General features: G+C 36.0%; 25 protein-coding genes. 5 read left to right on the plus strand and 20 right to left on the minus strand.

The annotated features are described in order from the left end of the window. The first annotated feature begins 110 nt into the window (after nucleotides 1-110). Both Q0X14_RS10465 and Q0X14_RS10470 read left to right on the plus strand, forming a co-directional pair. Nucleotides 111-575 (plus strand): 8-oxo-dGTP diphosphatase, encoded by a 465-nt coding sequence (locus Q0X14_RS10465; RefSeq protein ID WP_297838019.1) that lies wholly within the window; start codon nucleotides 111-113, stop codon nucleotides 573-575. Between the two features lie 15 nt (nucleotides 576-590). Continuing rightward, the gene (locus tag Q0X14_RS10470) at nucleotides 591-899 is read left to right on the plus strand and encodes a hypothetical protein (protein ID WP_297838022.1); all 309 of its coding nucleotides are present in this window, start codon (nucleotides 591-593) and stop codon (nucleotides 897-899) included. A 115-nt stretch (nucleotides 900-1,014) separates the two neighbouring features. Here the strand turns inward: Q0X14_RS10470 and Q0X14_RS10475 are convergent, their stop codons facing one another. The 20 genes from Q0X14_RS10475 to Q0X14_RS10570 all read right to left on the minus strand — a co-directional run bounded on the left by Q0X14_RS10475 (nucleotide 1,015) and on the right by Q0X14_RS10570 (nucleotide 16,897). Continuing rightward, nucleotides 1,015-1,386 (minus strand): hypothetical protein, encoded by a 372-nt coding sequence (locus Q0X14_RS10475; protein ID WP_297838025.1) that lies wholly within the window; start codon nucleotides 1,384-1,386, stop codon nucleotides 1,015-1,017. Nucleotides 1,387-1,937: 551 nt separating this feature from the next. Next, nucleotides 1,938-2,183, minus strand: a complete 246-nt coding sequence (locus tag Q0X14_RS10480) for a hypothetical protein (protein ID WP_297838028.1) — start codon at nucleotides 2,181-2,183, stop codon at nucleotides 1,938-1,940. A 251-nt stretch (nucleotides 2,184-2,434) separates the two neighbouring features. Continuing rightward, complete coding sequence (locus tag Q0X14_RS10485) at nucleotides 2,435-3,544, minus strand: hypothetical protein (RefSeq protein WP_297838031.1); 1,110 nt, start codon at nucleotides 3,542-3,544, stop codon at nucleotides 2,435-2,437. Continuing rightward, complete coding sequence (locus Q0X14_RS10490) at nucleotides 3,529-3,756, minus strand: hypothetical protein (protein ID WP_297838034.1); 228 nt, start codon at nucleotides 3,754-3,756, stop codon at nucleotides 3,529-3,531. Before Q0X14_RS10490 ends, Q0X14_RS10485 begins: the two co-directional genes overlap by 16 nt. 64 nt (nucleotides 3,757-3,820) lie before the next feature. Continuing rightward, nucleotides 3,821-4,294, minus strand: a complete 474-nt coding sequence (locus Q0X14_RS10495) for a hypothetical protein (RefSeq protein ID WP_297838037.1) — start codon at nucleotides 4,292-4,294, stop codon at nucleotides 3,821-3,823. 531 nt (nucleotides 4,295-4,825) lie between these two features. Next, complete coding sequence (locus tag Q0X14_RS10500) at nucleotides 4,826-6,823, minus strand: hypothetical protein (protein WP_297838039.1); 1,998 nt, start codon at nucleotides 6,821-6,823, stop codon at nucleotides 4,826-4,828. Continuing rightward, nucleotides 6,816-9,488: a tape measure protein gene (locus Q0X14_RS10505; RefSeq protein ID WP_297838042.1), complete on the minus strand. Its 2,673-nt coding sequence runs from the start codon at nucleotides 9,486-9,488 to the stop codon at nucleotides 6,816-6,818. Before Q0X14_RS10505 ends, Q0X14_RS10500 begins: the two co-directional genes overlap by 8 nt. Nucleotides 9,489-9,814: 326 nt before the next feature. After that, a complete protein-coding gene (locus Q0X14_RS10510) occupies nucleotides 9,815-10,117 on the minus strand; it encodes a hypothetical protein (protein WP_297838044.1) in 303 nt (100 codons plus the stop codon). Beyond that, nucleotides 10,062-10,322: a hypothetical protein gene (locus tag Q0X14_RS10515; protein WP_297838047.1), complete on the minus strand. Its 261-nt coding sequence runs from the start codon at nucleotides 10,320-10,322 to the stop codon at nucleotides 10,062-10,064. Before Q0X14_RS10515 ends, Q0X14_RS10510 begins: the two co-directional genes overlap by 56 nt. 76 nt (nucleotides 10,323-10,398) lie before the next feature. Then, the gene (locus Q0X14_RS10520) at nucleotides 10,399-11,346 is read right to left on the minus strand and encodes a hypothetical protein (RefSeq protein ID WP_297838049.1); all 948 of its coding nucleotides are present in this window, start codon (nucleotides 11,344-11,346) and stop codon (nucleotides 10,399-10,401) included. A gap of 1 nt (nucleotide 11,347) precedes the next feature. Beyond that, on the minus strand, nucleotides 11,348-11,707 hold the full coding sequence (locus Q0X14_RS10525; protein WP_297838052.1) for an Ig-like domain-containing protein: 360 nt from the start codon (nucleotides 11,705-11,707) through the stop codon (nucleotides 11,348-11,350). Next, nucleotides 11,704-12,120, minus strand: a complete 417-nt coding sequence (locus tag Q0X14_RS10530) for a hypothetical protein (protein ID WP_297838054.1) — start codon at nucleotides 12,118-12,120, stop codon at nucleotides 11,704-11,706. Before Q0X14_RS10530 ends, Q0X14_RS10525 begins: the two co-directional genes overlap by 4 nt. Further along, entirely contained in the window at nucleotides 12,117-12,356 is a 240-nt protein-coding gene (locus tag Q0X14_RS10535) for a hypothetical protein (protein ID WP_297838057.1), read from the minus strand. The genes Q0X14_RS10530 and Q0X14_RS10535 overlap by 4 nt, the downstream gene beginning before the upstream one ends. Nucleotides 12,357-12,365: 9 nt before the next feature. Beyond that, nucleotides 12,366-13,094 (minus strand): hypothetical protein, encoded by a 729-nt coding sequence (locus Q0X14_RS10540; RefSeq protein WP_297838060.1) that lies wholly within the window; start codon nucleotides 13,092-13,094, stop codon nucleotides 12,366-12,368. Between the two features lie 5 nt (nucleotides 13,095-13,099). Further along, nucleotides 13,100-13,564: a lysozyme gene (locus Q0X14_RS10545; protein ID WP_297838063.1), complete on the minus strand. Its 465-nt coding sequence runs from the start codon at nucleotides 13,562-13,564 to the stop codon at nucleotides 13,100-13,102. Next, nucleotides 13,561-13,992 carry a Gp37 family protein gene (locus Q0X14_RS10550; RefSeq protein WP_297838066.1) on the minus strand — a complete coding sequence of 144 codons (432 nt, stop codon included), beginning with the start codon at nucleotides 13,990-13,992 and terminating at the stop codon, nucleotides 13,561-13,563. Before Q0X14_RS10550 ends, Q0X14_RS10545 begins: the two co-directional genes overlap by 4 nt. Then, entirely contained in the window at nucleotides 13,989-14,420 is a 432-nt protein-coding gene (locus tag Q0X14_RS10555; RefSeq protein WP_297838070.1) for a DUF1320 domain-containing protein, read from the minus strand. The genes Q0X14_RS10550 and Q0X14_RS10555 overlap by 4 nt, the downstream gene beginning before the upstream one ends. A 287-nt stretch (nucleotides 14,421-14,707) precedes the next feature. Further along, nucleotides 14,708-14,974: a hypothetical protein gene (locus Q0X14_RS10560; RefSeq protein WP_297838072.1), complete on the minus strand. Its 267-nt coding sequence runs from the start codon at nucleotides 14,972-14,974 to the stop codon at nucleotides 14,708-14,710. 68 nt (nucleotides 14,975-15,042) lie between these two features. Beyond that, nucleotides 15,043-15,960: a major capsid protein gene (locus Q0X14_RS10565; RefSeq protein WP_297838075.1), complete on the minus strand. Its 918-nt coding sequence runs from the start codon at nucleotides 15,958-15,960 to the stop codon at nucleotides 15,043-15,045. Between the two features lie 31 nt (nucleotides 15,961-15,991). Continuing rightward, nucleotides 15,992-16,897, minus strand: a complete 906-nt coding sequence (locus tag Q0X14_RS10570; protein WP_297838078.1) for a hypothetical protein — start codon at nucleotides 16,895-16,897, stop codon at nucleotides 15,992-15,994. A gap of 366 nt (nucleotides 16,898-17,263) precedes the next feature. Between Q0X14_RS10570 and Q0X14_RS10575 the strand changes: the two genes are divergently transcribed. The 3 genes from Q0X14_RS10575 to Q0X14_RS10585 are packed head-to-tail and all read left to right on the plus strand — an operon-like array spanning nucleotide 17,264 to nucleotide 19,250. Then, complete coding sequence (locus Q0X14_RS10575; RefSeq protein ID WP_014558961.1) at nucleotides 17,264-17,512, plus strand: hypothetical protein; 249 nt, start codon at nucleotides 17,264-17,266, stop codon at nucleotides 17,510-17,512. Further along, nucleotides 17,509-17,895, plus strand: a complete 387-nt coding sequence (locus tag Q0X14_RS10580) for a hypothetical protein (protein WP_014558962.1) — start codon at nucleotides 17,509-17,511, stop codon at nucleotides 17,893-17,895. The genes Q0X14_RS10575 and Q0X14_RS10580 overlap by 4 nt, the downstream gene beginning before the upstream one ends. Next, nucleotides 17,895-19,250, plus strand: coding sequence for a terminase family protein (locus Q0X14_RS10585; protein WP_297838087.1), 1,356 nt, complete (start codon nucleotides 17,895-17,897; stop codon nucleotides 19,248-19,250). The genes Q0X14_RS10580 and Q0X14_RS10585 overlap by 1 nt, the downstream gene beginning before the upstream one ends. Nucleotides 19,251-19,259: the final 9 nt, after the last annotated feature.

A 19,259-nucleotide genomic window follows, 5' to 3' on the forward strand; every position in this document is an offset into this window, starting at 1 on the left:
GTAAATCTCCAAACAGAAAAATAAAAATCCAAAAAATTTTTTGTTATATTTCACACGCATTAAAAACATACTTGCTTTATTAATAACAGTCAATTAAAAAATTTTATCTTATGAAACTCGCAACTCTCTGTTATGTTCTTGACCAAAATACTAATTCAACTTTAATGATTTACCGGAACAAAAAACAAAACGATTATCACGAAGGCAAATGGAACGGGCTCGGCGGAAAGTTTGAACAAGGAGAATCACCCGAAGAATGTGCAATTAGAGAAATTGAAGAAGAAAGCGGACTGAAAGTAAAATCTGTTAATATGAAAGGTTTCATTACCTTTCCTTTATTTGATGGTAAAGATGATTGGTATGTTTTTCTTTTTACCGCTGATGAATTTGAAGGAGATTTGATTGATTCGCCGGAAGGACATCTTGAGTGGATACCAAATGATAAACTTACAGAAATAAATCTTTGGGAAGGAGATAAAATTTTTATTCCGTGGTTATTTCAGGAAAAGTTCTTTAGTGCAAAGTTTAATTATGAAGATGGAAAGTTTGTTGGGTATGATGTTAATTTTTATTGAAAAATTGAGGTGCTTATGTTTATAGAAAATTTATTAACTAATACTTTAGGAACTATTTTAGGTGGTTTATTACTATCTATTATTTATTTTATTATCTATGAGAAGATTTTTCCTAAAAAGAATCTCACTGGTGAGTGGGAGGCTGCTTTGATAATTAAAAATACAAAATACAAACCCTACGAGGGCCTAACAGTATTTTACAAGATACATTTATTACATAAAGGAAATGAATTGAGTGGAACCGGAGAAAAGGTTAAAGAAAAACGAGATGATGGATATTTCCATGAATTTGAATTTGATAAAAGAGTCACATTGTCGCTATAACTTTTCACCCAATTTGGCAAAAATTATCACCCAATTTGGCAAAAAATTTTTTGGCTTTTTTAGATAATAATTTGACTTTATATCCCTATTGAGTCGGTTAAAATGTGTCATTTTGTCATACCGCTTGTTCGCTCTCTATAAGATAATCAATTGTCATTAGATCAATCACAGACAGACCTATTTTATCCAGGTCGGAAAGGGCCAGCTTGGGACTGTCAAAGTTGATCTCTACATCCAAAAGTTTGGAAATTTCTTGTTGGAATTCTTCTAAATTATTTTCCTTTACTTGGATTTGTCCATCTTCTCTTTTTTCCCCATATTTTTCCAATAATTTAATTCTCAGCGACTCAAAAGTCTCTAATTCTTTCTGGACCTTTGGAATAAATTTAGCTAGCATATATGCCTGCTTAATAGGTAGTTTATCGCTGTTTGAAATCTTATTCAATACACTAATAGAATTTACTATTTGTAACAATTTTATACCCATTTAATTATCCTTTCTTGATGAAATTTTTGTCATTTCAAACTTACTTAATTTATTTTAATATTAATATATTATTATCTTTTAATTTAAAGCACTCCATACTGGTGTACTCTGAGTTAAATGAAGTACACATATATACTTTACCATCGCTTGAATTTAAATACATATCAGAAAGTTTAATTCCATATAGTGGTGAAGTTGAATATCTACCTGAAAAATCTAACAACAGGATAATTAGCAACTTTTATATCATATGCATTAATTTCAAATGCGTTTCTTTCTAAATGATAAATAATTCATATCCGAATTATATCATACATTCAATCCTTCTTCATTTATACTTGTGTTTTGTTCCTTCATATCCGTAGAACTTTAAATCACTATACTTCAAAATCTAATGCTCTTTTATGAACACCTCCTATTAAAAATCCGGCTCTAAATTCAATATATACAGCATAAATATCAGGAATATTACCAGGCACAATCAGCTCAATAGCATTTGCTTCCAGTTTTTATCAATAACAGAAGCGCTTGCATATCCAACTCCAGGAACATTAGATTCCAAAAATTGAAAAGTATGAATAATTTCTCTTTTGATAACCGCTCCCCACGATGACATTAAAATAAATTACATTAACAGTTCCGTTTAAATTGTGGTATGTTCCTGCTTCGTATTTAATACCTCTCAATTTGAATTCAATTTTAATTTTTCTATTTAAAACCCTATCTGTATCACTAAACAGTCCCTGTATTGTACCATAAGTTAATTCATCAATATCAGTTGCTCGTTGCTCCTGCATCTGTGTTAACGTAATGATATAATGTATTTAATGCTTTACTCATATAGAATAACTGATGTTGATGTTTGTGTATGTAATGTTTGACCGTAATACCCACCACTGTATCACCACTATTGTATACCAGAACTATCCATTAGTATATATGTAGTTATATCAGAATAACTATTAGTAGGGCAGTATATGTAAAGCTACCTATTTTAATCTTATCAGTATCAACTACAAGCCCTTTCATACTTGCAGAGCTTCAAGACTTACAATCCGTTGATACAATTTTGTAGTATCAAAATTCCATCCCTAATCTTATTTGTTGAACCAAGTTGAAATACTATATTTGCGTTAGTGTCGGTACCCTCAAGTCCAAACCAGTTACCCGAAGTTTGATAGCCAAGTTTAACATAGCGCTGCCAGTTAGAACCATAAGCAATAACAACTGATGCTGCAGAAGTTGCACTTATAGTAAGTCCATAAGCAGGACTTGATGTAGGTGTTCCGCTTGTTAATTTATAAATATGGTCGGGAATAAAATTCCAACTTGCAATTTTATTTGTTGAACCTAATTGAAATACTAAATTATCACTTACATCTCTTCCTTCAAGACCCCAAGAGCCTGAATTTGTATAAAACATTTTAACTTTATTGGAATTAACTCCAACCGAATTAGTGCTTGCATTCAATTCAATATTGGTGGATTTATAAAATTTACTTGCGTCGAAATTCCAGCCTGCTATTTGTGTCTGACCATTGCTTAATTCAAATAAGTTTGAACTGCCTTGTCTAAATGAAAGACCATAATAACCTGTATAATTACCTGCACCATCTTTAATATTTCCAAATGAAATAAAAAACGGCGTATCAATTACACTTAAATCATAATTCAAATAAGCGCCTATAGCCAAAGCACCACTATCAGCAACTAATTCAAAATTTGTTTCATAACCATTACCATCTTGTACTGTTGGACTTACTAATTTTGAGGAATCTATTGTCCAACCAGCAATCCATCCACCTTGTTCAGCGTATATTTTGCCTCTTAAATAGGCATTTGACTTTGCGTATAAACCATATCCTGATAATGCACCAAAAAAAGTGTCTGTTATTCCGGTAAGCTTACCAATTCTAACTTTTATTTTGTTAGCACTACTCCAGGCGCTCCAGCTGTTTACTCCGTCAGCTATATCAATATATGGAGCATTGGAATCATCACTTGTTAAATATACACTTCCCTGCCTTGAAGTGTTGGAAGTGTTTCCTATTCTTACACATAAGTCATTTTTATCAATTGTACCATTTCGATAAATTACACTTGCAGTAACAGTTGTGCCAGTTACATTTGTTACTTGACAAACTATTTGCTTAACCATAGTGTTGAATCAAGCCTTACTCTTTGGACAAGAATAATATCATTAACTAAAAACGGACATACATTGTGACCTTCCGGGTCTTCAAAAGTTATAGTGTAAGTTTCAGGGTCTCCTGGTGTCAAAGTAGCGGATAAAACCTTTGCGCTGCTTGACACAAACAGCGAGCCGTTTGTTGCCCTTATTTGGTTGATGATAAGCTCGTAAACTCGCATCGTTCCTCGAACCGTTAGGTCATCAAGTTCAAGGTGCGTCCTTCCTGCAGTAGTAATTCCTTTGTCAATGCCGCCAACCTGCTCCTGTCCAGCCAGATGCAAAGGGATTTGTGCCAATTGATTTATCTCCAAATTGTTCAATGCTTGTATAAAATAAATTTGCTCCAGTAGTGCCTTTTTGTTCAAGAACATTATCAAGTGTTAAAGCACTAACAAACCTTCCGGTTCCATTAACATCAAGCTTGTAAGAAGGTGCAGTAGTATCTATTCCAAGACTGCCTTTAAAATATGATTTAACATTAGCGCCCGAATAAATAGCATAAGTATCGGTTGAACCAATAACACTATCAATTTTTATCCCATAAGCATTTTGTGCCTTAAATACTGGTATATGTAACCCTATATCCAGTTGTAATATATAGAGAGGCTTTGAGTAATTACTTTCAACTTTTAATAACGATAAGTTTGTAATAGTTCCACTTCCAGCACCACCATAATCACTAAATACAACTATAAAATCCATGTGAATTTGTGACATTTCCGACTATTCTTTTTTCTAATGTAAAAACAGCATTCGATAATTCAGTAACTAGTAATCTGAACTTGTATGGTCTAAAAACATGCCGACTGTTTATATTTCTAACCCACCAGGAAGGATTACTATTACCAGCACCCCAAGAATAATTGAGCTGTTAAATTATTTTGTCTATATCATAACTTCCGCTTTGGTTTGCTATACACTTAGTTGAAACAACATAATGTTGTGTCTGTCACCAGCTTGTAGTGTAATTTCAGCTTCTTGAAATGCTTGCATTTCTATGTAACAGTTAAAGCTATTAGTTAATAGTTAAATTAGAAAATAGATGGAGTAACTTGAGGTTGACAATATCTTGTATAGTATTTAATTGGTTTGAAGTTAGTTTCAAATTAGTTGCATTGATATACTAAGCTCCGAATTGTTCTTCAGCTCGTTAAGATTAGCCACCTACCAGTTAAGGATAACTTGTACTTTATGTTTCTATCTAGCCTAACGACATTTGTTGTATTGTGTTCCAGGCATTGCTAATAATTAATGTGCGCAAATGGTAGGGGTTGCGGTTGTGCCTATATCTTGTATAGTGTTTAATTGGTTTGATGTTAGCTTTAAATTTGTTGTGTTGTAGTTTAATCCGATTGTTCTGTCGGCAGTTAAATTCCCGCCACCAGTCAAAGGATAATTTGTATTTATAGCTCTATCCGCTCTTACAGCGTTTGATGTTGTAGTTCCGGCACTGCTAAGTGTTAATTGAGCAAAAGTTGGAGTTGATGTGGTCATAATATCCTGTACAATATCCAACTCACCATTTGTTAGTTTCAGGTTACCGGTAAATTTTAAGCTTACATTTAAGCTTGTCAAATCCAGTGGTGCCAGGAAATTTAATTCTGATGTCCCAATGATAGTATTGATTGATGATACATAACCAGAGGTAGTATCTCCATTATAGGAGTAGTCCGGCGATGCAAATATAACCTGTCTAATATCATAATTATAACCGGTAGTGCCAACAAGCTGAAAAGTAATTTCCCTGGTAATAAGATTGTATTGAATATTTGTAATTATGTAGCTCTCGGAACCTTTTGTTAGGAAATCGAGTATGTCCCATGCCACAGTGTTATCATCGAGATTCAGAGTTAAATCCCAGGCAACTCTCCTTTTACCATAGAATGTTAAGTAATCCTGTGCCAGCTCAATAGCTTTGTTTTTCAGGAATAATAACGGGTCTTCATTTACACCCGGCAACTCCGTAGTTATAAGTTCTTTTTTAATCTCATTTTTAGGTTTAATAAATCCTGTTGCATAAGGGGGTTTTAGTGTAACAGTTTGCTTTATTTGCAAGTATTCGCCCGTCTTTTTATCTATTATCCAACTCTTAAGGTTAACAGTGCAGGCATCTGCAAGTTTATCCCAGAAATATTTTTTACGGTTGCCGAATATTTTAGTATTGCTTAAATCCCGTTGATTGCCTCCGGTTAATTCATTTTTAGATTGTAAAACAAGATTCCCTTGTTTATTCACATATAGATAAGATCCGCTTATTCCTCCCGCCGGCTTAATTGAATTAACTAATGTAATTATAGCATCAAGGGGGCTTTTCCCGAAAGGATTATTTTCAACTAATCTGACTGCATATTCTGCTGGGACATTAAATGTCAACGACCCGGGTATTACAGTAAAATTTGTCCCCGGCCAGGCCTGGTTGTACAAAGCTTTAATTAACTTAAGACCATCAAGACTAACTAGTTCGTCTGATACAATATTGTTAATATCTTCTCCATAAACCAGGGATTTATAAGCTTTGTGATTTAGCCAATTATTTCCATCATAAATTATAGTATTGTAATTAGTAGAATCAAGATGAGGCACAAATTCCACCCTGTTACATATTTTGTTATAAATAGGGTGTATCTCAAGCCAGGATTTTGTTATCACTCGTAATCTGCTCTCACCACTAACAATCTCAGGTATATCAACAACTTCACCGGGATTTACTAGAACACTGTTTAAATCATCATATACATTAGGATGTGCAGCACATATCCAGATATGGTTGGGTACTCCGTTATTATATTGGAATTGGTATTCCGTAGAAAGGGGTGCTGCATCGGATAATCTGTCTTTTATAAGATAGTGGTCTCTTATCTGTTCAGCAGTTAATATTCCCAATGCTGATAATTTATCAACGACACTGAATTCTACTACATTTTCATAATCATTCCAGGATATGCTCGAAAAATCACTTATCCCTTCAAACAATGGGACAAATGTACCATCAGATTTAAGCGATGATATGCGGAAAAGGTATCTGTTAATATTACTCAGGTCAATAGAAAATTTATTGTATGGCGGTTCTCCATTCAAATACCTCAAAGAAATCTTTACTTCGTCAAAGACTATTGTTCCTGCTTCACCAGGATTATCGCTCTCTACATTTTTTGATAACGAGGATATGTCGGCAAGATATTCACTCCAATCTTCCCAATTGCCGGACGGATAATCTTTAAACTCAATTTTAATGTTACTAATCAAGGGTCAGCTTCCTTCGCTGATAATTACCTATATTGTAAATTCTGCGTGCCTCTCTATCATCAAGATAAGCAACCGCCTTGATTGCACCGCTACTAAGGTCTTTACGTAAGAGCTTTATTTCATTAATTAATTTGCTGTTATCTACACTCATATCGGCATATATTTTGGGTCTTAATTCGCTTTTAAATATCTCTATAAATGTTTTTTCAGGTGCAATAATTTCGTTTTCAAAACCTTCGAAAAATCCTTGCTCGCCTTTTCTAAGTCTTCCGCCGAGTGCAAAACCACCAATCTTTGTGGACTGTATCTTTGCAACATTAGCCATGCCTTTGGCAATAGTTGCAATTGCAAGTATTGGACCTAATATTGGTCCGGCTCCAATTGGGGGTGGTGATAACGCAGCTGTTGCTGCGCGATAAGTTTCAATGATTGTTTGCGCAATTGCCATCGCTTTATAAGCTGCCGTATGTTGAGCAAAGATTCCTCCGATGTTTTCGAACAATAAAGTGTAATTATTCAGGGTATTCTGTAGTTCCTGTTCTTTTAATTCTTCCCTTCTTCTCTTATATTCTTCTTCGATTGCTGTAGTCATTTCGGCGCTATTTTCATATGCAGCAACTTTTTCCAACTCTGTTTTACGCCAAAGTTCAAGTTCCTGCTCTTTACTTAATCTGGCGTAATCCAATATATTACCATATTGTATATCCGGCAGTTCTTCCGCTTCAAAAGGTAATTGTTCATCAATTTTTATTTCGGGTGGTTTAAGCTTAATAGCGAGCTCAAGTTCCGTTTCTTTCAGCTGGTTAACAAGAGCAGTAACATCCTGCCCATAATTTTTATATAATTTAATCATCTCATTGATGTGTTTAGCCTTCTGCTGCAGAATAATTATATCATTATCTGTTTCAAGTTTCAGTATTGCCGCCTGATGTCGCTGTGCTTCGGATAATAATATCTTGTTTTTTTCAAAAAGTTTTTTCTTCTCCTCCTCAGTCAGTTTGTCTCGGGTTTTCCTTATTTCCCCGGTCTCTTTGTTTTTAGCATCTATCTCGGCCAACAAATCATCTATTTTTTTCTGTGCTTCAGTAATACTTTCAGCGTGTTTTATAGCAGCATTTACCTGGGCATTGATAATCCCTGGTGTACCATTAATAAGTCGCTGCGCCTCACCTAATAGATAATCCCAAATGTCGGGCGATATATTTTCGTTTTGTTTAGATGCCAAATTTTGTATTGCCAAATCGAGCCGCTGATTTAAAATTTTTAGATCAATAAGCTTCCTGAATTCCTCTGTTTGCCTTTTAACAGCTTCAGCCAGTTTATCATGGTTTGTTTTTTCAATAGATAGATTTTCTAAAAATCCAGGATAAATTTTTTGTGCCTCTTCTTTGGCTCTGTTACGTTCCTGGATTGATTTGTTCTGATCTAATATGGTTTTTGTAAGCTGATCAAATTTAATTTTTTCGGCATCGGCGCTTGCAACCACCTGCCGCTCTGAGTCAGACAATTTATCGTATGAGCTGCTTAATAAATTAATTGCAGCTGTTATTGCTGTTATGCCAATTACTACCCATCCCGCAGGTCCAATAGAGGCAGCCAATCCCTTCAATGTTGTTCCTAAGGTAATAAATGATTTTTGCAATAATCCGACTCCAGCCCCTGCAGCAGACATCTGCTCTCTTAATAAAGGAAATATACTTTTTAAGCCTTGTAAGTTACCTATTAGAGGCAGAAGACCAGTGGTTTTTAATGTAAATGCCGCAGCGCTTAATGTCCCAAATGTGCCTATTAATCCAGCCAGTTCCGGAGAAAAATCATTAATTGTCTCTAAAGCTTTACTGAATTCTTCGATAAGAGGCGATAGTCCAATAGCAATTGTTCCTCCGATTTGTTGCTGCAGTTGCTGAAAGTTATCTTCCAGGGTTGACAGTTTACCGCCAAGTGTTTCACTTTGCTTTTCGAGCATTCCATAAAATTTTCCCCCTTCACTTGTAGCATCTTTAAATGCCTGGATAATCATCTCAGAGCTTATTGTTCCATCTTCCATCTCTTTTTTTAATTCACCAATTGATTTACCGGTTTTTTCAGCTATAATCTGCAACGGGTTAAATCCCGCGTTTATCATCTGCAGCAGGTCCTGTCCCATTAACCTGCCTGTTGATTGCATCTGAGCAAAGGCAAGTGTCAACTGGTTCATTTTCTGGGCATTACCACCGGATATATCTCCAAGCATTTTCAGATAGGGCAATATATTTTGTGCTTCGACTCCGAAGCTTAATAATAATTTGGCATTTTCCTGCAACCCGGATAATTGAAGCGGGGTTTTGGATGCAAATTCCCGCAAGTCGTTAATCATTTGCCTGGCTTTATCACCGTTTCCAAGTAATATTTCAAATGATACAATTGATTGTTCCAAATCGATTGCAGCCTGTACCGGTGTGCTTAATATATTTTGTAGTGCTGAATATGTCTCTCTAAAACCTTGAATTATCTGGCGTGCATTATCGAATCCCCTGGCAATTGATGTCTCAAAGCCATTTACTGCCTGCTGTCCGAACTTGAAACTTTTATACAATTGTTGTATATTTTCATCAGTTAATTGGATTGATGCAATGGCTTCTTTATTGTCTATACTTATTTTTAGTTTTATTATATTATCAGCCATTATTGTTTTTGTCCTTCTTGGCGAGTTAATTAGTTACTTAGGGAATCGTTTTTTTAATAATCTTATGTAACTTTTTCTTTATTTAATGTGCTTTTTCCATTCTGCAATCCTCAACCTCATCTCATTCAATTCACTCACTTTAATCAAGTAATACCAATCATAACAATATTCAACTTCCAGATCATTAATTATGTTTGTTTTTGATATGTCACCTCCGGAGAGCTTAAACAACAGCGGGTCAATATCTACACTTGCAGGGTCATAATATGATATTCGAAGTTCGCTTAATCTTTCAAGCTCTCCGCTTGTTCTTTCATGTTCATCGTTCAGCTTATTGAAGAGCCCGTTGTATTTTTCATCAAACTTTTTTTTCGCGTAAAAAAATCGTTTATCGCACGGCTTACCTCATTAAAATCTTCTTCAAAAATATCACCTTCAACAGGCCTATCGAGTATAACCCCCAGCAAATCCTCTACACGATTATCAGTTAATAGTAGCATAATAGAATTCTTATCGTCAGTATTTAAACCGCTGAGTATTTTAAGTATCCGTCCCCAATCTTTTAGTGTATATTTATTTTTTAGATGATATATCTGCTGATTTATTGTGTAGGGTTTTGTTTCTGTCATTAATTTCTCCTTGCGAAACAATTTTTAATGTTGATAAGTCTTTAAGTTCGTAGGTTTCTGATTCTTCAGGCACATTGCAAACCAATTCATTATTAACATAATCAAATCCTTTCAAGCGACTTGAACTATAAAAAACCTGGTTGCCGTTTTTATCGAAAGTTCTCAAAGCATAATTGCCTTTTCCAATTTTTATCTTAAGCTCCATAAATTCTCCTTTCTTTAAAAGTCCCTCTCCTTATGCAAAGCATCCTGTGGAGGAGAGGGATTTAGGGTAAGGCATCTTAATAACCAAACTTAACTGTGCCGCCTGTTGTTCCTTTTGTATCCGCGGCATCGCCACCATTAGGAGTACCATATAAAAACGATACTGAATAAATTGGGACTCTTCCCTCAAGAACAATCTTTAGCGTTCTTTCCTCGTCATTAATTACAAATTCGTCGGTTTGTGATAGTACATTTGCATTGAACATAAACTTATCATAATATGCCCCGGAGTTTTTTTCCTGGAAGATAACTTCATCCAGCATCCCTTTATTTAACCTTGTTACGAAATCTGCAATAGCAGCTTCTCTTCCTGTCATTTCAAGAGTGACCATCAAATTATCGACAAGCGAAAGATTATCTATTGATTTTTTGTTTTCGGTCTTAATGTTCATCTGCCGCACTGTAATGAGCGATGAACTTCCGAGCGATGATGCAGCTGGCTTCTCAAATTTATCCGGACTTGCACCTCTGTAAAGTGTAAGATCAGTACCGTCATCCGTAATTCCTGCAAATGTAACAGATGTGGTGCTATCTGCAGCATCAATAAATGTTACTGCATCATTATAAGGGAAAGCTCTTTCAAAACTGATTTTGCAACTTCTGCCGTCCTGGTTATAAGTCCAGTCAAAATCAATCCCAAGCTCTTTGCCTGCATTGAATTTCCAGACATCTTTTGCGGTGGATGATTGATTTTGCGTAACCACCTGCAAATCAACATTCCCGTTTATCCAGTCCAATAACTTTTTGAATAGGAAGACTGTTGGCTGCATTGTCTCACCTTCAAGTTTAAAGTTGAGATAATTGCGCAGTTTTCTCTTTCTGTAATCTTCGACCTGTTTGAAATGATTGATTGACAGAACAGCATCTTTTCGTATGCCAAGTGCAATCGGGTCAACCGGCGTGGTTGCCAGTGTCCCTTTGTTGCACATTACAATTTGTTTAAGTCCTGCGGCTGCGTATGGCATTTTATTTACTCCTTATTTTAATTTTCGGTTTGGTTTGGGTTGTATCATATCCATCGAATCTGAACCAGGCAGTATTTTTATCATTTATATAATTTCCGGCAAGGTCTTTAACATTTATCACCTTTACAAGATAATTGGTTTTGTAGTCAAGAAATGGAACAAAAAGTATTACAATACTATCATTCACTGCCCCAACCTTGTCAATCGGGACTATCCTCATCGATTGGTCATAAAGAGTATAATTATTTTTATTGAGGATTGTTTCTATTTGCATTTTTTCACTGAATATGACCCGGATGTAATGCTGCTGGGCGACCGATATTGTTGTGATGATTAATGCTATCAATAAAGCTTTAATCATTTTTTTCTCCTTATAAAAAACCCGCCGGGTTTTGGCTCTATCATATCAAGTGCAGCCCAGCTTGTTGTGATCATAGCACTGTATTTGAGATTGCTTATGTTAACTTGTATGCATCCCGCTTTTAAATATTGTTTTACTGTAGTATCGTTGAAACTATATTCGCCAAATAGTGTATCTCCAACTGTTCTGAAATTTTTTAATTGGATTTCCAAATCGCTTACATCCGGAGACAGATAATCCATATCATTAACTAATCTCGATGTGCTCGTATCTGACTTAACCTCAGCAAAAATTTTATAAATTTTACCGGGCTGCGGATTAGTGATACCGAATTCTATGGTAGTCTTTGTATTTGGCTGAGCGCATCCGGTTGTATACAATGAAATTATAAGTGCAATTATCAGATATTTCATACTTTAGCCTCCGGTTTTTTTTGTCCGAAAATTTTATTAAATGGAAACATTAAGCTGTTGCTCTTTATGCCATCACTAATCCCAAATGCAGCAAGTAAAAGAGGAATTCCCACCTGTAACAGATAGTCAGATAGCTGATAAACAAATGATTCAGGTTTACTAAGGGCATTAACTCCCTTAACAACAAAGAGAATCAAAGCCCAAAATTCTTTTTTCTGCCAGAAATAAATTTTCATTTTTATCTCCTATTTAATTTTTATTATTATTAAACTTATTAGTCCTATGATTGCAAGAGCAACTATTACAATCCATTTGTAAGAATTGGAATTACCCTCTTCAGTCTTTATTTGTGTTACTGTATCAATTTTAGTTATTAAAACTGTATCTGGTTTAACTTTCAAATAGAATTTTTTATCCACAGGATAATAACGCACATCAATAACAGTATCTTTTTTAATTATCTTATTAGTAACCACAACCGTATCAGTTATAACTTTTGCCATCAATGAATCTTCAATCACCGGGCTGACAACTTTTATTGTATCTATTCTTACTTTTTCAACGACCCTTGTCGATCCACATCCTAAAAGAATAAATGCTAGTACAAGAATCAGTAATATGGGCTTAAACCAATAAAACTTCTCAAAGGGACTTGTTGAATGCTTGCTGGGGGCAAATAAATCTCTTTTAGCATACATATTTATTACTGCATCATAAATTATCCAGAATAAAACCGATATTAAAAAAAATATTTTAACAGAAAGTATGCTTAATCCGGAAACCACTCCCACCGAGAAACCAAACAATAGAGCAAAAACTCTCTCAAAGAATTGCAGCCAGTGCCAGATGCGATTAAGTTTTTCCTGTTCAGTGTAAGTAATCGCAAGATAACGCTCCTTCCATTCTATCCCCTCGGCAAATGCAGCAAATAGTATAAATAATAGTCCGCTTGCTATTTGTATTATTAAATCCATAATCATCACTCTTTACTTAGAAACAATGCTTTTTCACAAGCCCGCCTTTTAATTAATCCGGGCAAATCTTTTAATCCACCCGGTTGTCTTGCTTTGGTCCACTTCATGAATTCTTCTCCGGCTTCAAGTAATTTGCCTGCATTTAATAACTTCAATAGAGTACTTCTTTGAAAATTTCTTCTGCCAACGTTAAAGACAAAACTTACAAGAGCATCAAACTGGTTTTGTGTTAACTCAATATCCACAAGCGCCCGGACCGCACTCTCTGCATCCATTATATCTGTTTTCAAAAGCAAATCAGCCATATCCTTGTTTATCACCATACCAGGTTTTACCGTTTTTGTATGCCCGTATCCAATTGTCAATATACCGGCGGGGTCTTTATAAGCTTCAAGCTTTAACCCCTCATATTTCTTAATCAGGTCTAATCCTTTTTTACTTATTGTTTTTGTACTGTTTGGTCTTATCATATCCCCACCTGATAAAACTCAACCGGCACAACGAATGTAGCTGCATAAGACCAAACCCCGGCTTCTTCGCCCAACCATTCATCCTGGCTGCAGTAAATCATTCTGTCAGTTCGTTTTGCATCCGTTTTATAACCGCTCAGTTTGGTGATAGCATAATCAAGATATTCCTCCGGTGTAAATTCACTACGGTAACGTGCTGTAACAATAAGCATTATTTCCAAATCTCTATCCTGGGCAATAATGTTTTTTACATCTTTCTGTTTGAAGAAGCTTCCCTTGTAAGCAACAAGATATGACCCTATCGGATGACTCAACTTATATTCATCAATAGATACCGGTATTTCAACAGGTATTTGTAAATGTCCCGGCAATTCCGATGTTGCCAGGGTAAGTAATGTTTTAATCAGCTCTTTTGTTTCTTTAATCATAATTTGTCAAGCTCTTCTCTGCTGAATAATCTGTCGCTATCTGTCTTATTTATTTTTATAAAACCCGCGGTACTCTTTTTAGGAAGCGTAAGCTGGATTTCGCCACGTGATATTTTTGATAATTTATCAATCGCCGTCTCATAAATTTTAGTTATTGATTCGGGCATATCCAGTCTGTAGCGTCTTTTATATAAATTATAAATAGTAATGTCGACAATGATTTGAGTTAACATATCCGGAAGAGGAAACGGGAATTGCAGTGTATCATAAATATCTCTCAGATAATTATCAAACTCATTGCTTGCAACATTGATTGCTTCGTCTAGGACAGTTGGATTAACAGAACCGTTGTTACTATCATCGGTCAGTCTGGTAAGTTCTTCTCTCGATATATACCGTTCAAGTATTTCCTGATTTATATAAGCCATTGCCTTTTGTTAAGGATTGTTAAATTCTTCCATAAATCGCTTATAAGCCACGATCTCGGGCTTAGCCATATTATGGGTCGTCTTTAAAAAGTTTTGAGTTTTTAAATGGGGTTTAAATGGTTTTTAAACGCTTTTAAGATTACCATCTAACCCGTTTTTTCGCCCATCCAAGAAAAATTATCATTTTTAGCTGTTTTTGTAGGGGAAGGGCTTGCCCTTCCCTCCATTCGGCTTGCCCTTCCCGGCTACAGAAATTATACTCCAATCCGAACAGTTTAGCCGTAATTCTAATCACGCCACGTAATATGCATTGCTTCTAATTTATCACCAAGTATCGGACTGCCATAGTTTTCAAACTTCATTTTAATTGAAGGATAAACTTCTAATCCGTTTGGACATTGTATTTTTAATGGTAGCTTTCGTTTATCTTCTGAAATTTGTAATGCCTCTAAAATGAAGTCATTCAAACTTTTATCTTTGGAAGAAGAATTACGGCTAACAACGTATTGCCGAACATTGCCAGCTTCATCTGTTATTTGAATTTTGTATTCCATTTCAACTTTTTATTTTAAATTAAACATTTGTGCTTCTAAATTGACAACGTCAGCAATACGCAAAACGTTTACGGTAACCTGATACCCTCTAATCTTGCAACGCTCAAATCATTCAACAATACTAAGTCGGCATCAAATTCAACACTATGAACATAATGTACACCAACTAATCCCAAATCTTTGACTTCTACACCAACATTAGTTGCGATACTCAAATCGGCACCCTCGCCGAATCTCACAGCATATATTGAAGTACAATCAGTGCTGGTTCCAACTGTTTCGTTTTGTGGTATCACTAATGCTCCGTTTTTATCATAACCTGCATCTCTGATCGGGATACCATTATAATATGGGAGTAGAACACCGAACGAATTAACCTGCCACTGAATAAATTCACGGGCAATTGTTGTTAACCGGCTTAATGTAAACGCATTCATAAATAATACTTGAGCACCGCCGTCAATTTTCTGGATAAGTTGATTAAGCAACTCAAGGAACTTCTGTTGTGCGGTTTTTGATGTAGTATCATTACCAAGAGGCACGCTATGTCCATTTGTAGCTGCGGTTATTTTTTGCCCGGATGGCACGATTGCTTTCAACCCGTTAAATTGAGTGCCCGATAATGTTCCGTTAAAGAAATAATACTGGAATTGTTTCCCAAGATTTCCGGCAAAATTCATCAGCTCTCTGGCTCTTACACTTGCTAAATCCAATCCTCTTCTTTCGTGAGCTCTGTCAACCTGTACCTTGTCGCCAAGGATTTTGAGTGTTGGATTAGCAAATGCCGGTGTGATGACATTTGCAGGATAATCCGCATCGAGCGCTCTGAATTGTCCTCCGCTTGCTGTTGCAGCTTTACGCGCATAATCTGCATTGCCGACAATCGGATAAAACTCAGCGAATTCAAGCACAGTTGCCCTGCTGATCATTTGGGCAACTACCTGCTGAGTGATTGTATCATTGGCTGAAATTTGTTGTAGTTTCATTGGTTCTCCTTTAATTTGGATTTGGTTTCTGTTATTTGTTTCCCATTTGTTTTCTTATTTCTTCGGCGACTATTTTGCTTACAGGTTCATTATCAGAGGCTTGACTGTTTTGATCTTTGTGTTCCTTAAAGTCAATAAGTTTAGGCATCTTTTCTATAAATTCTTTAATCACATCTGTAGATTGAGTTTTAACACCCTCGGAGAATTCAAATTCCGGTGTAAGCGATATGATTCTAAAAATTTTTGTAATTGGTTCTTTCATCTTCGGAAGCAGCCTGCCATCCGATATTGCTTTATCAAGATATTCTTCAAATTCTTTTTCTTCAGATTCCCTTTTTTGTTTATTCAATTCCGCTTCGAGTCTGTTTTTCTCAACAATAATTTCAGCATACTTACTCTGCAATTGTTCAAACTCTCTTTCTTTGGCTAACATATCAGATAACTGTTTCTGATAAATGTCGATTTGCTTTTGCAGTTCCTTAATTTTTTCATTGTCAGATTTCTGATCGCCTGCATCTTCCAGATCAGTAAACTGTTCTCCTTCTATAGTCGCTGACTGATCGTCGTCCTTAAATTCAACATCAGGCAACCCCTTGACCGCTGGGGGTTGGGCACCTAAAAAACCTATGTGCCTCAGCGTTCCATCCGGATAAAGACTTATTGACCGCTTTTTAAATAGTCCTTTATTAACCATTTCGACAAATTCGTTCGCAAGCTGTTTAGGCAATGCATACAAAGTATCTCCGACTCTTTTCAGTTTGTCTACCCAACCGAACGCGGGGGCGTTTGATTTCGGATGACCAATCACAATCGGGGCTTCGTGCTTTGATGGATCATAAGTTTCTACTATTTTATCAAGGTCTTTTTCAGTCCATTGTTTTTCATTCCCGGAACTGTCGGTATGTTTACCTGTTTTGAATATTGCAAACCATTTCATTTTTACCTCTTGCTTTATTAAAATTTTTATTTAATTTTGCTGTGTCAAAATTATTCTAACCCTTTTACCCTCTAAACTGCACCATTCAAAATAATTTAGTCCTCCCCGCAATTAAATTTGCAAAAAAAAATGGATATAATATGGATTTAACTCCCGATTTAATAAAGGTGCTCGCCAATGGAGGCATTGCCGTAATTATTTTCGTTATCTGGTTCGTTACATATAAAACGCAATCAAAATCTTATACCGACCTGGTGGAAAGATTATTCAAACAAATTGAACAGGACCTCAAATACAAAGAGCTTTTGATTGGCATCCTTACCAGGCTCGAAACCAAAATAGATATACACGAAAGGAGAAATAGAAATGAGTAATAATGAATTGCTCATAGCCAAAGGGCGGCTTTCAGAGCTTAATGAACGCTATAAGGAATTTGAAATGAAGGCTGAGTCTCTTCTGATTCAATTAAGAGAAATATTAAACCCGCTCTCAGATTTTTTGGAACTCGATCTCGAAAGGGTATTGATGATGGCCAAGGAATTCAGAGTTCTGCAACTTAACGCAAGAGAATGCCTTTTTCAGATAGATAGATTAAAGGAGACTTATAATCTATGAAAAATGCAGCCCTCTATGAAGAGGCAAAACGGCTTTATGTTATTGAGGGTTTTAGCATTGATGCAATTGTTGAACTGTTAAAGAATAAAGTTGCCAGAAAAACACTGTACAACTGGAAGACAGCAAACAATTGGGACGAACAGCGGAAAATATATCAGCAGGAAAATGAAGACCTGCAGAAGGAAATCAGAGATATTGCCCGTATCGCAATCAAAGAAGCTAAAGCAAACCCTACTCCACACAATATTTATGCGGTTGTTAAGGCCCTTTCTGCGCTTAAACTTATGCAGGGGATTGATGTTTCTGATGATGAAGGCGAAGAGAAAGTAAAAGCCGCAAGTCCTGAAACAATTAAATTTGTTGAAGAATTACTCGGTATGTGATGAGCAAACAGGAAAGAAAGTATTTCCTTGATTATCAACTTAAATGGCTTAATGACAACAGCCAGCATAAAGTTTGGGAAAAGTCACGCCGCATAGGGGCAACTTATGTCCAGGCATACGAAGATGTGCGTGATGTTGTGCTAGGCAATGTGCCTGCAGTCTGGTTCTCTTCTGCAGACGAATCCGCTGCTAAAGAATATATTCTCTATTGTGCTCAATGGGCGAAACTATTCGATAAAGGCGCTCGTGATTTAGGAGAGCAAGTTTTAGAATCTGATAAATCCATCAAAACTTTTACAATAGAGTTCACAAACGGCAAAAGAATAAATGCTCTCTCCAGTAACCCAAAAGCTTTTCGTTCAAAGGGAGGGAAGGTTGTCCTTGATGAATTTGCATTCCATAGTGACGCTGTTGCTCTTTGGAAAGCAGCTAAACCTGTAATTACCTGGGGTTTCCCGCTAAGAATTCTGTCAACCCACAAAGGCAAACAGAGTTTATTTTATAAATTCATCGAATCTATAAAATCCGGTAAGCTTAATTGGTCTTTACATACAACCACAATCTTTGATGCAGTAGAGCAGGGATTGGTAGATAAAATCTACAAACGCAAAACCACAAAGGAAGAAAGAGAAGCCTGGCTAAAAGAGCAGGAAGAAAATTCATTTGATCGCACAACCTGGCTCGAAGAATATTGTTGCACTCCGGTTGACGAAGCAACTGCATTCTTAAGTTATGAACAAATCTTCTCAATCGAACGAGATGGATTGTTTGATGATGTCATTCTGAGCGAAGCGAAGAATCTCTATATTGGCGTTGATATTGGTCGCAAAAAAGACTTAACCGTCATCTGGATTGCTGAAGAAGTAGAGAAGTTTTTATTCACCAGGAAAGTTATTGAACTTGAACGAACTCCATTCAAATCACAAAAAGAAATTTTGTTTACTTACTTAAGTTTACCAGGATTCAGAAGAGCCTGCATCGATGCAACCGGCTTAGGAATGCAGCTCGCAGAAGAAGCTCAGGATAGATTCGGTCGTTACAGAGTTGAACCAATTACTTTTACCGGCAAAACAAAAGAAGAACTTGCTTATAATCTTTTAAGATTAGTAGAAGACAGACAAGTTTTTATTCCGCCGGATAAAAATATCCGGGAAGATTTGCACAGCATTCGCAAAGTAACAACAGCAAGCAATAATATCCGCTTCGATGTGCAGCAATCCGAAGTATCAGGGCACGCAGATAGATTTTGGGCATTAGCGCTCTGCTGCTATGCTGCTAAAAGCAACGCTGGAGTAACATTTGCAAAATCAAAAAACAAGAGAGAAAGTTATAAAATAATTGAAAATTTTGCTTAAAGGATTTTA

Source organism: Ignavibacterium sp., assembly GCF_025998815.1.
Taxonomy (GTDB): domain Bacteria; phylum Bacteroidota; class Ignavibacteria; order Ignavibacteriales; family Ignavibacteriaceae; genus Ignavibacterium.

Coding starts and splice junctions, on each gene's coding strand:
- Q0X14_RS10565 (WP_297838075.1), bottom strand. CDS start 15,960: ATGAAACTACAACAAATTTCAGCCAATGATACAATCACTCAGCAGGTA.
- Q0X14_RS10580 (WP_014558962.1), top strand. CDS start 17,509: ATGAAAAATGCAGCCCTCTATGAAGAGGCAAAACGGCTTTATGTTATT.
- Q0X14_RS10495 (WP_297838037.1), bottom strand. CDS start 4,294: ATGTCACAAATTCACATGGATTTTATAGTTGTATTTAGTGATTATGGT.
- Q0X14_RS10465 (WP_297838019.1), top strand. CDS start 111: ATGAAACTCGCAACTCTCTGTTATGTTCTTGACCAAAATACTAATTCA.
- Q0X14_RS10585 (WP_297838087.1), top strand. CDS start 17,895: ATGAGCAAACAGGAAAGAAAGTATTTCCTTGATTATCAACTTAAATGG.
- Q0X14_RS10530 (WP_297838054.1), bottom strand. CDS start 12,120: ATGAAATATCTGATAATTGCACTTATAATTTCATTGTATACAACCGGA.
- Q0X14_RS10570 (WP_297838078.1), bottom strand. CDS start 16,897: ATGAAATGGTTTGCAATATTCAAAACAGGTAAACATACCGACAGTTCC.
- Q0X14_RS10505 (WP_297838042.1), bottom strand. CDS start 9,488: ATGGCTGATAATATAATAAAACTAAAAATAAGTATAGACAATAAAGAA.
- Q0X14_RS10555 (WP_297838070.1), bottom strand. CDS start 14,420: ATGGCTTATATAAATCAGGAAATACTTGAACGGTATATATCGAGAGAA.
- Q0X14_RS10545 (WP_297838063.1), bottom strand. CDS start 13,564: ATGATAAGACCAAACAGTACAAAAACAATAAGTAAAAAAGGATTAGAC.
- Q0X14_RS10490 (WP_297838034.1), bottom strand. CDS start 3,756: ATGCGAGTTTACGAGCTTATCATCAACCAAATAAGGGCAACAAACGGC.
- Q0X14_RS10560 (WP_297838072.1), bottom strand. CDS start 14,974: ATGGAATACAAAATTCAAATAACAGATGAAGCTGGCAATGTTCGGCAA.
- Q0X14_RS10525 (WP_297838052.1), bottom strand. CDS start 11,707: ATGATTAAAGCTTTATTGATAGCATTAATCATCACAACAATATCGGTC.
- Q0X14_RS10535 (WP_297838057.1), bottom strand. CDS start 12,356: ATGAAAATTTATTTCTGGCAGAAAAAAGAATTTTGGGCTTTGATTCTC.
- Q0X14_RS10485 (WP_297838031.1), bottom strand. CDS start 3,544: ATGGTTAAGCAAATAGTTTGTCAAGTAACAAATGTAACTGGCACAACT.
- Q0X14_RS10540 (WP_297838060.1), bottom strand. CDS start 13,094: ATGGATTTAATAATACAAATAGCAAGCGGACTATTATTTATACTATTT.
- Q0X14_RS10480 (WP_297838028.1), bottom strand. CDS start 2,183: ATGCAGGAGCAACGAGCAACTGATATTGATGAATTAACTTATGGTACA.
- Q0X14_RS10575 (WP_014558961.1), top strand. CDS start 17,264: ATGAGTAATAATGAATTGCTCATAGCCAAAGGGCGGCTTTCAGAGCTT.
- Q0X14_RS10550 (WP_297838066.1), bottom strand. CDS start 13,992: ATGATTAAAGAAACAAAAGAGCTGATTAAAACATTACTTACCCTGGCA.
- Q0X14_RS10520 (WP_297838049.1), bottom strand. CDS start 11,346: ATGCCATACGCAGCCGCAGGACTTAAACAAATTGTAATGTGCAACAAA.
- Q0X14_RS10475 (WP_297838025.1), bottom strand. CDS start 1,386: ATGGGTATAAAATTGTTACAAATAGTAAATTCTATTAGTGTATTGAAT.
- Q0X14_RS10515 (WP_297838047.1), bottom strand. CDS start 10,322: ATGGAGCTTAAGATAAAAATTGGAAAAGGCAATTATGCTTTGAGAACT.
- Q0X14_RS10510 (WP_297838044.1), bottom strand. CDS start 10,117: ATGACAGAAACAAAACCCTACACAATAAATCAGCAGATATATCATCTA.
- Q0X14_RS10470 (WP_297838022.1), top strand. CDS start 591: ATGTTTATAGAAAATTTATTAACTAATACTTTAGGAACTATTTTAGGT.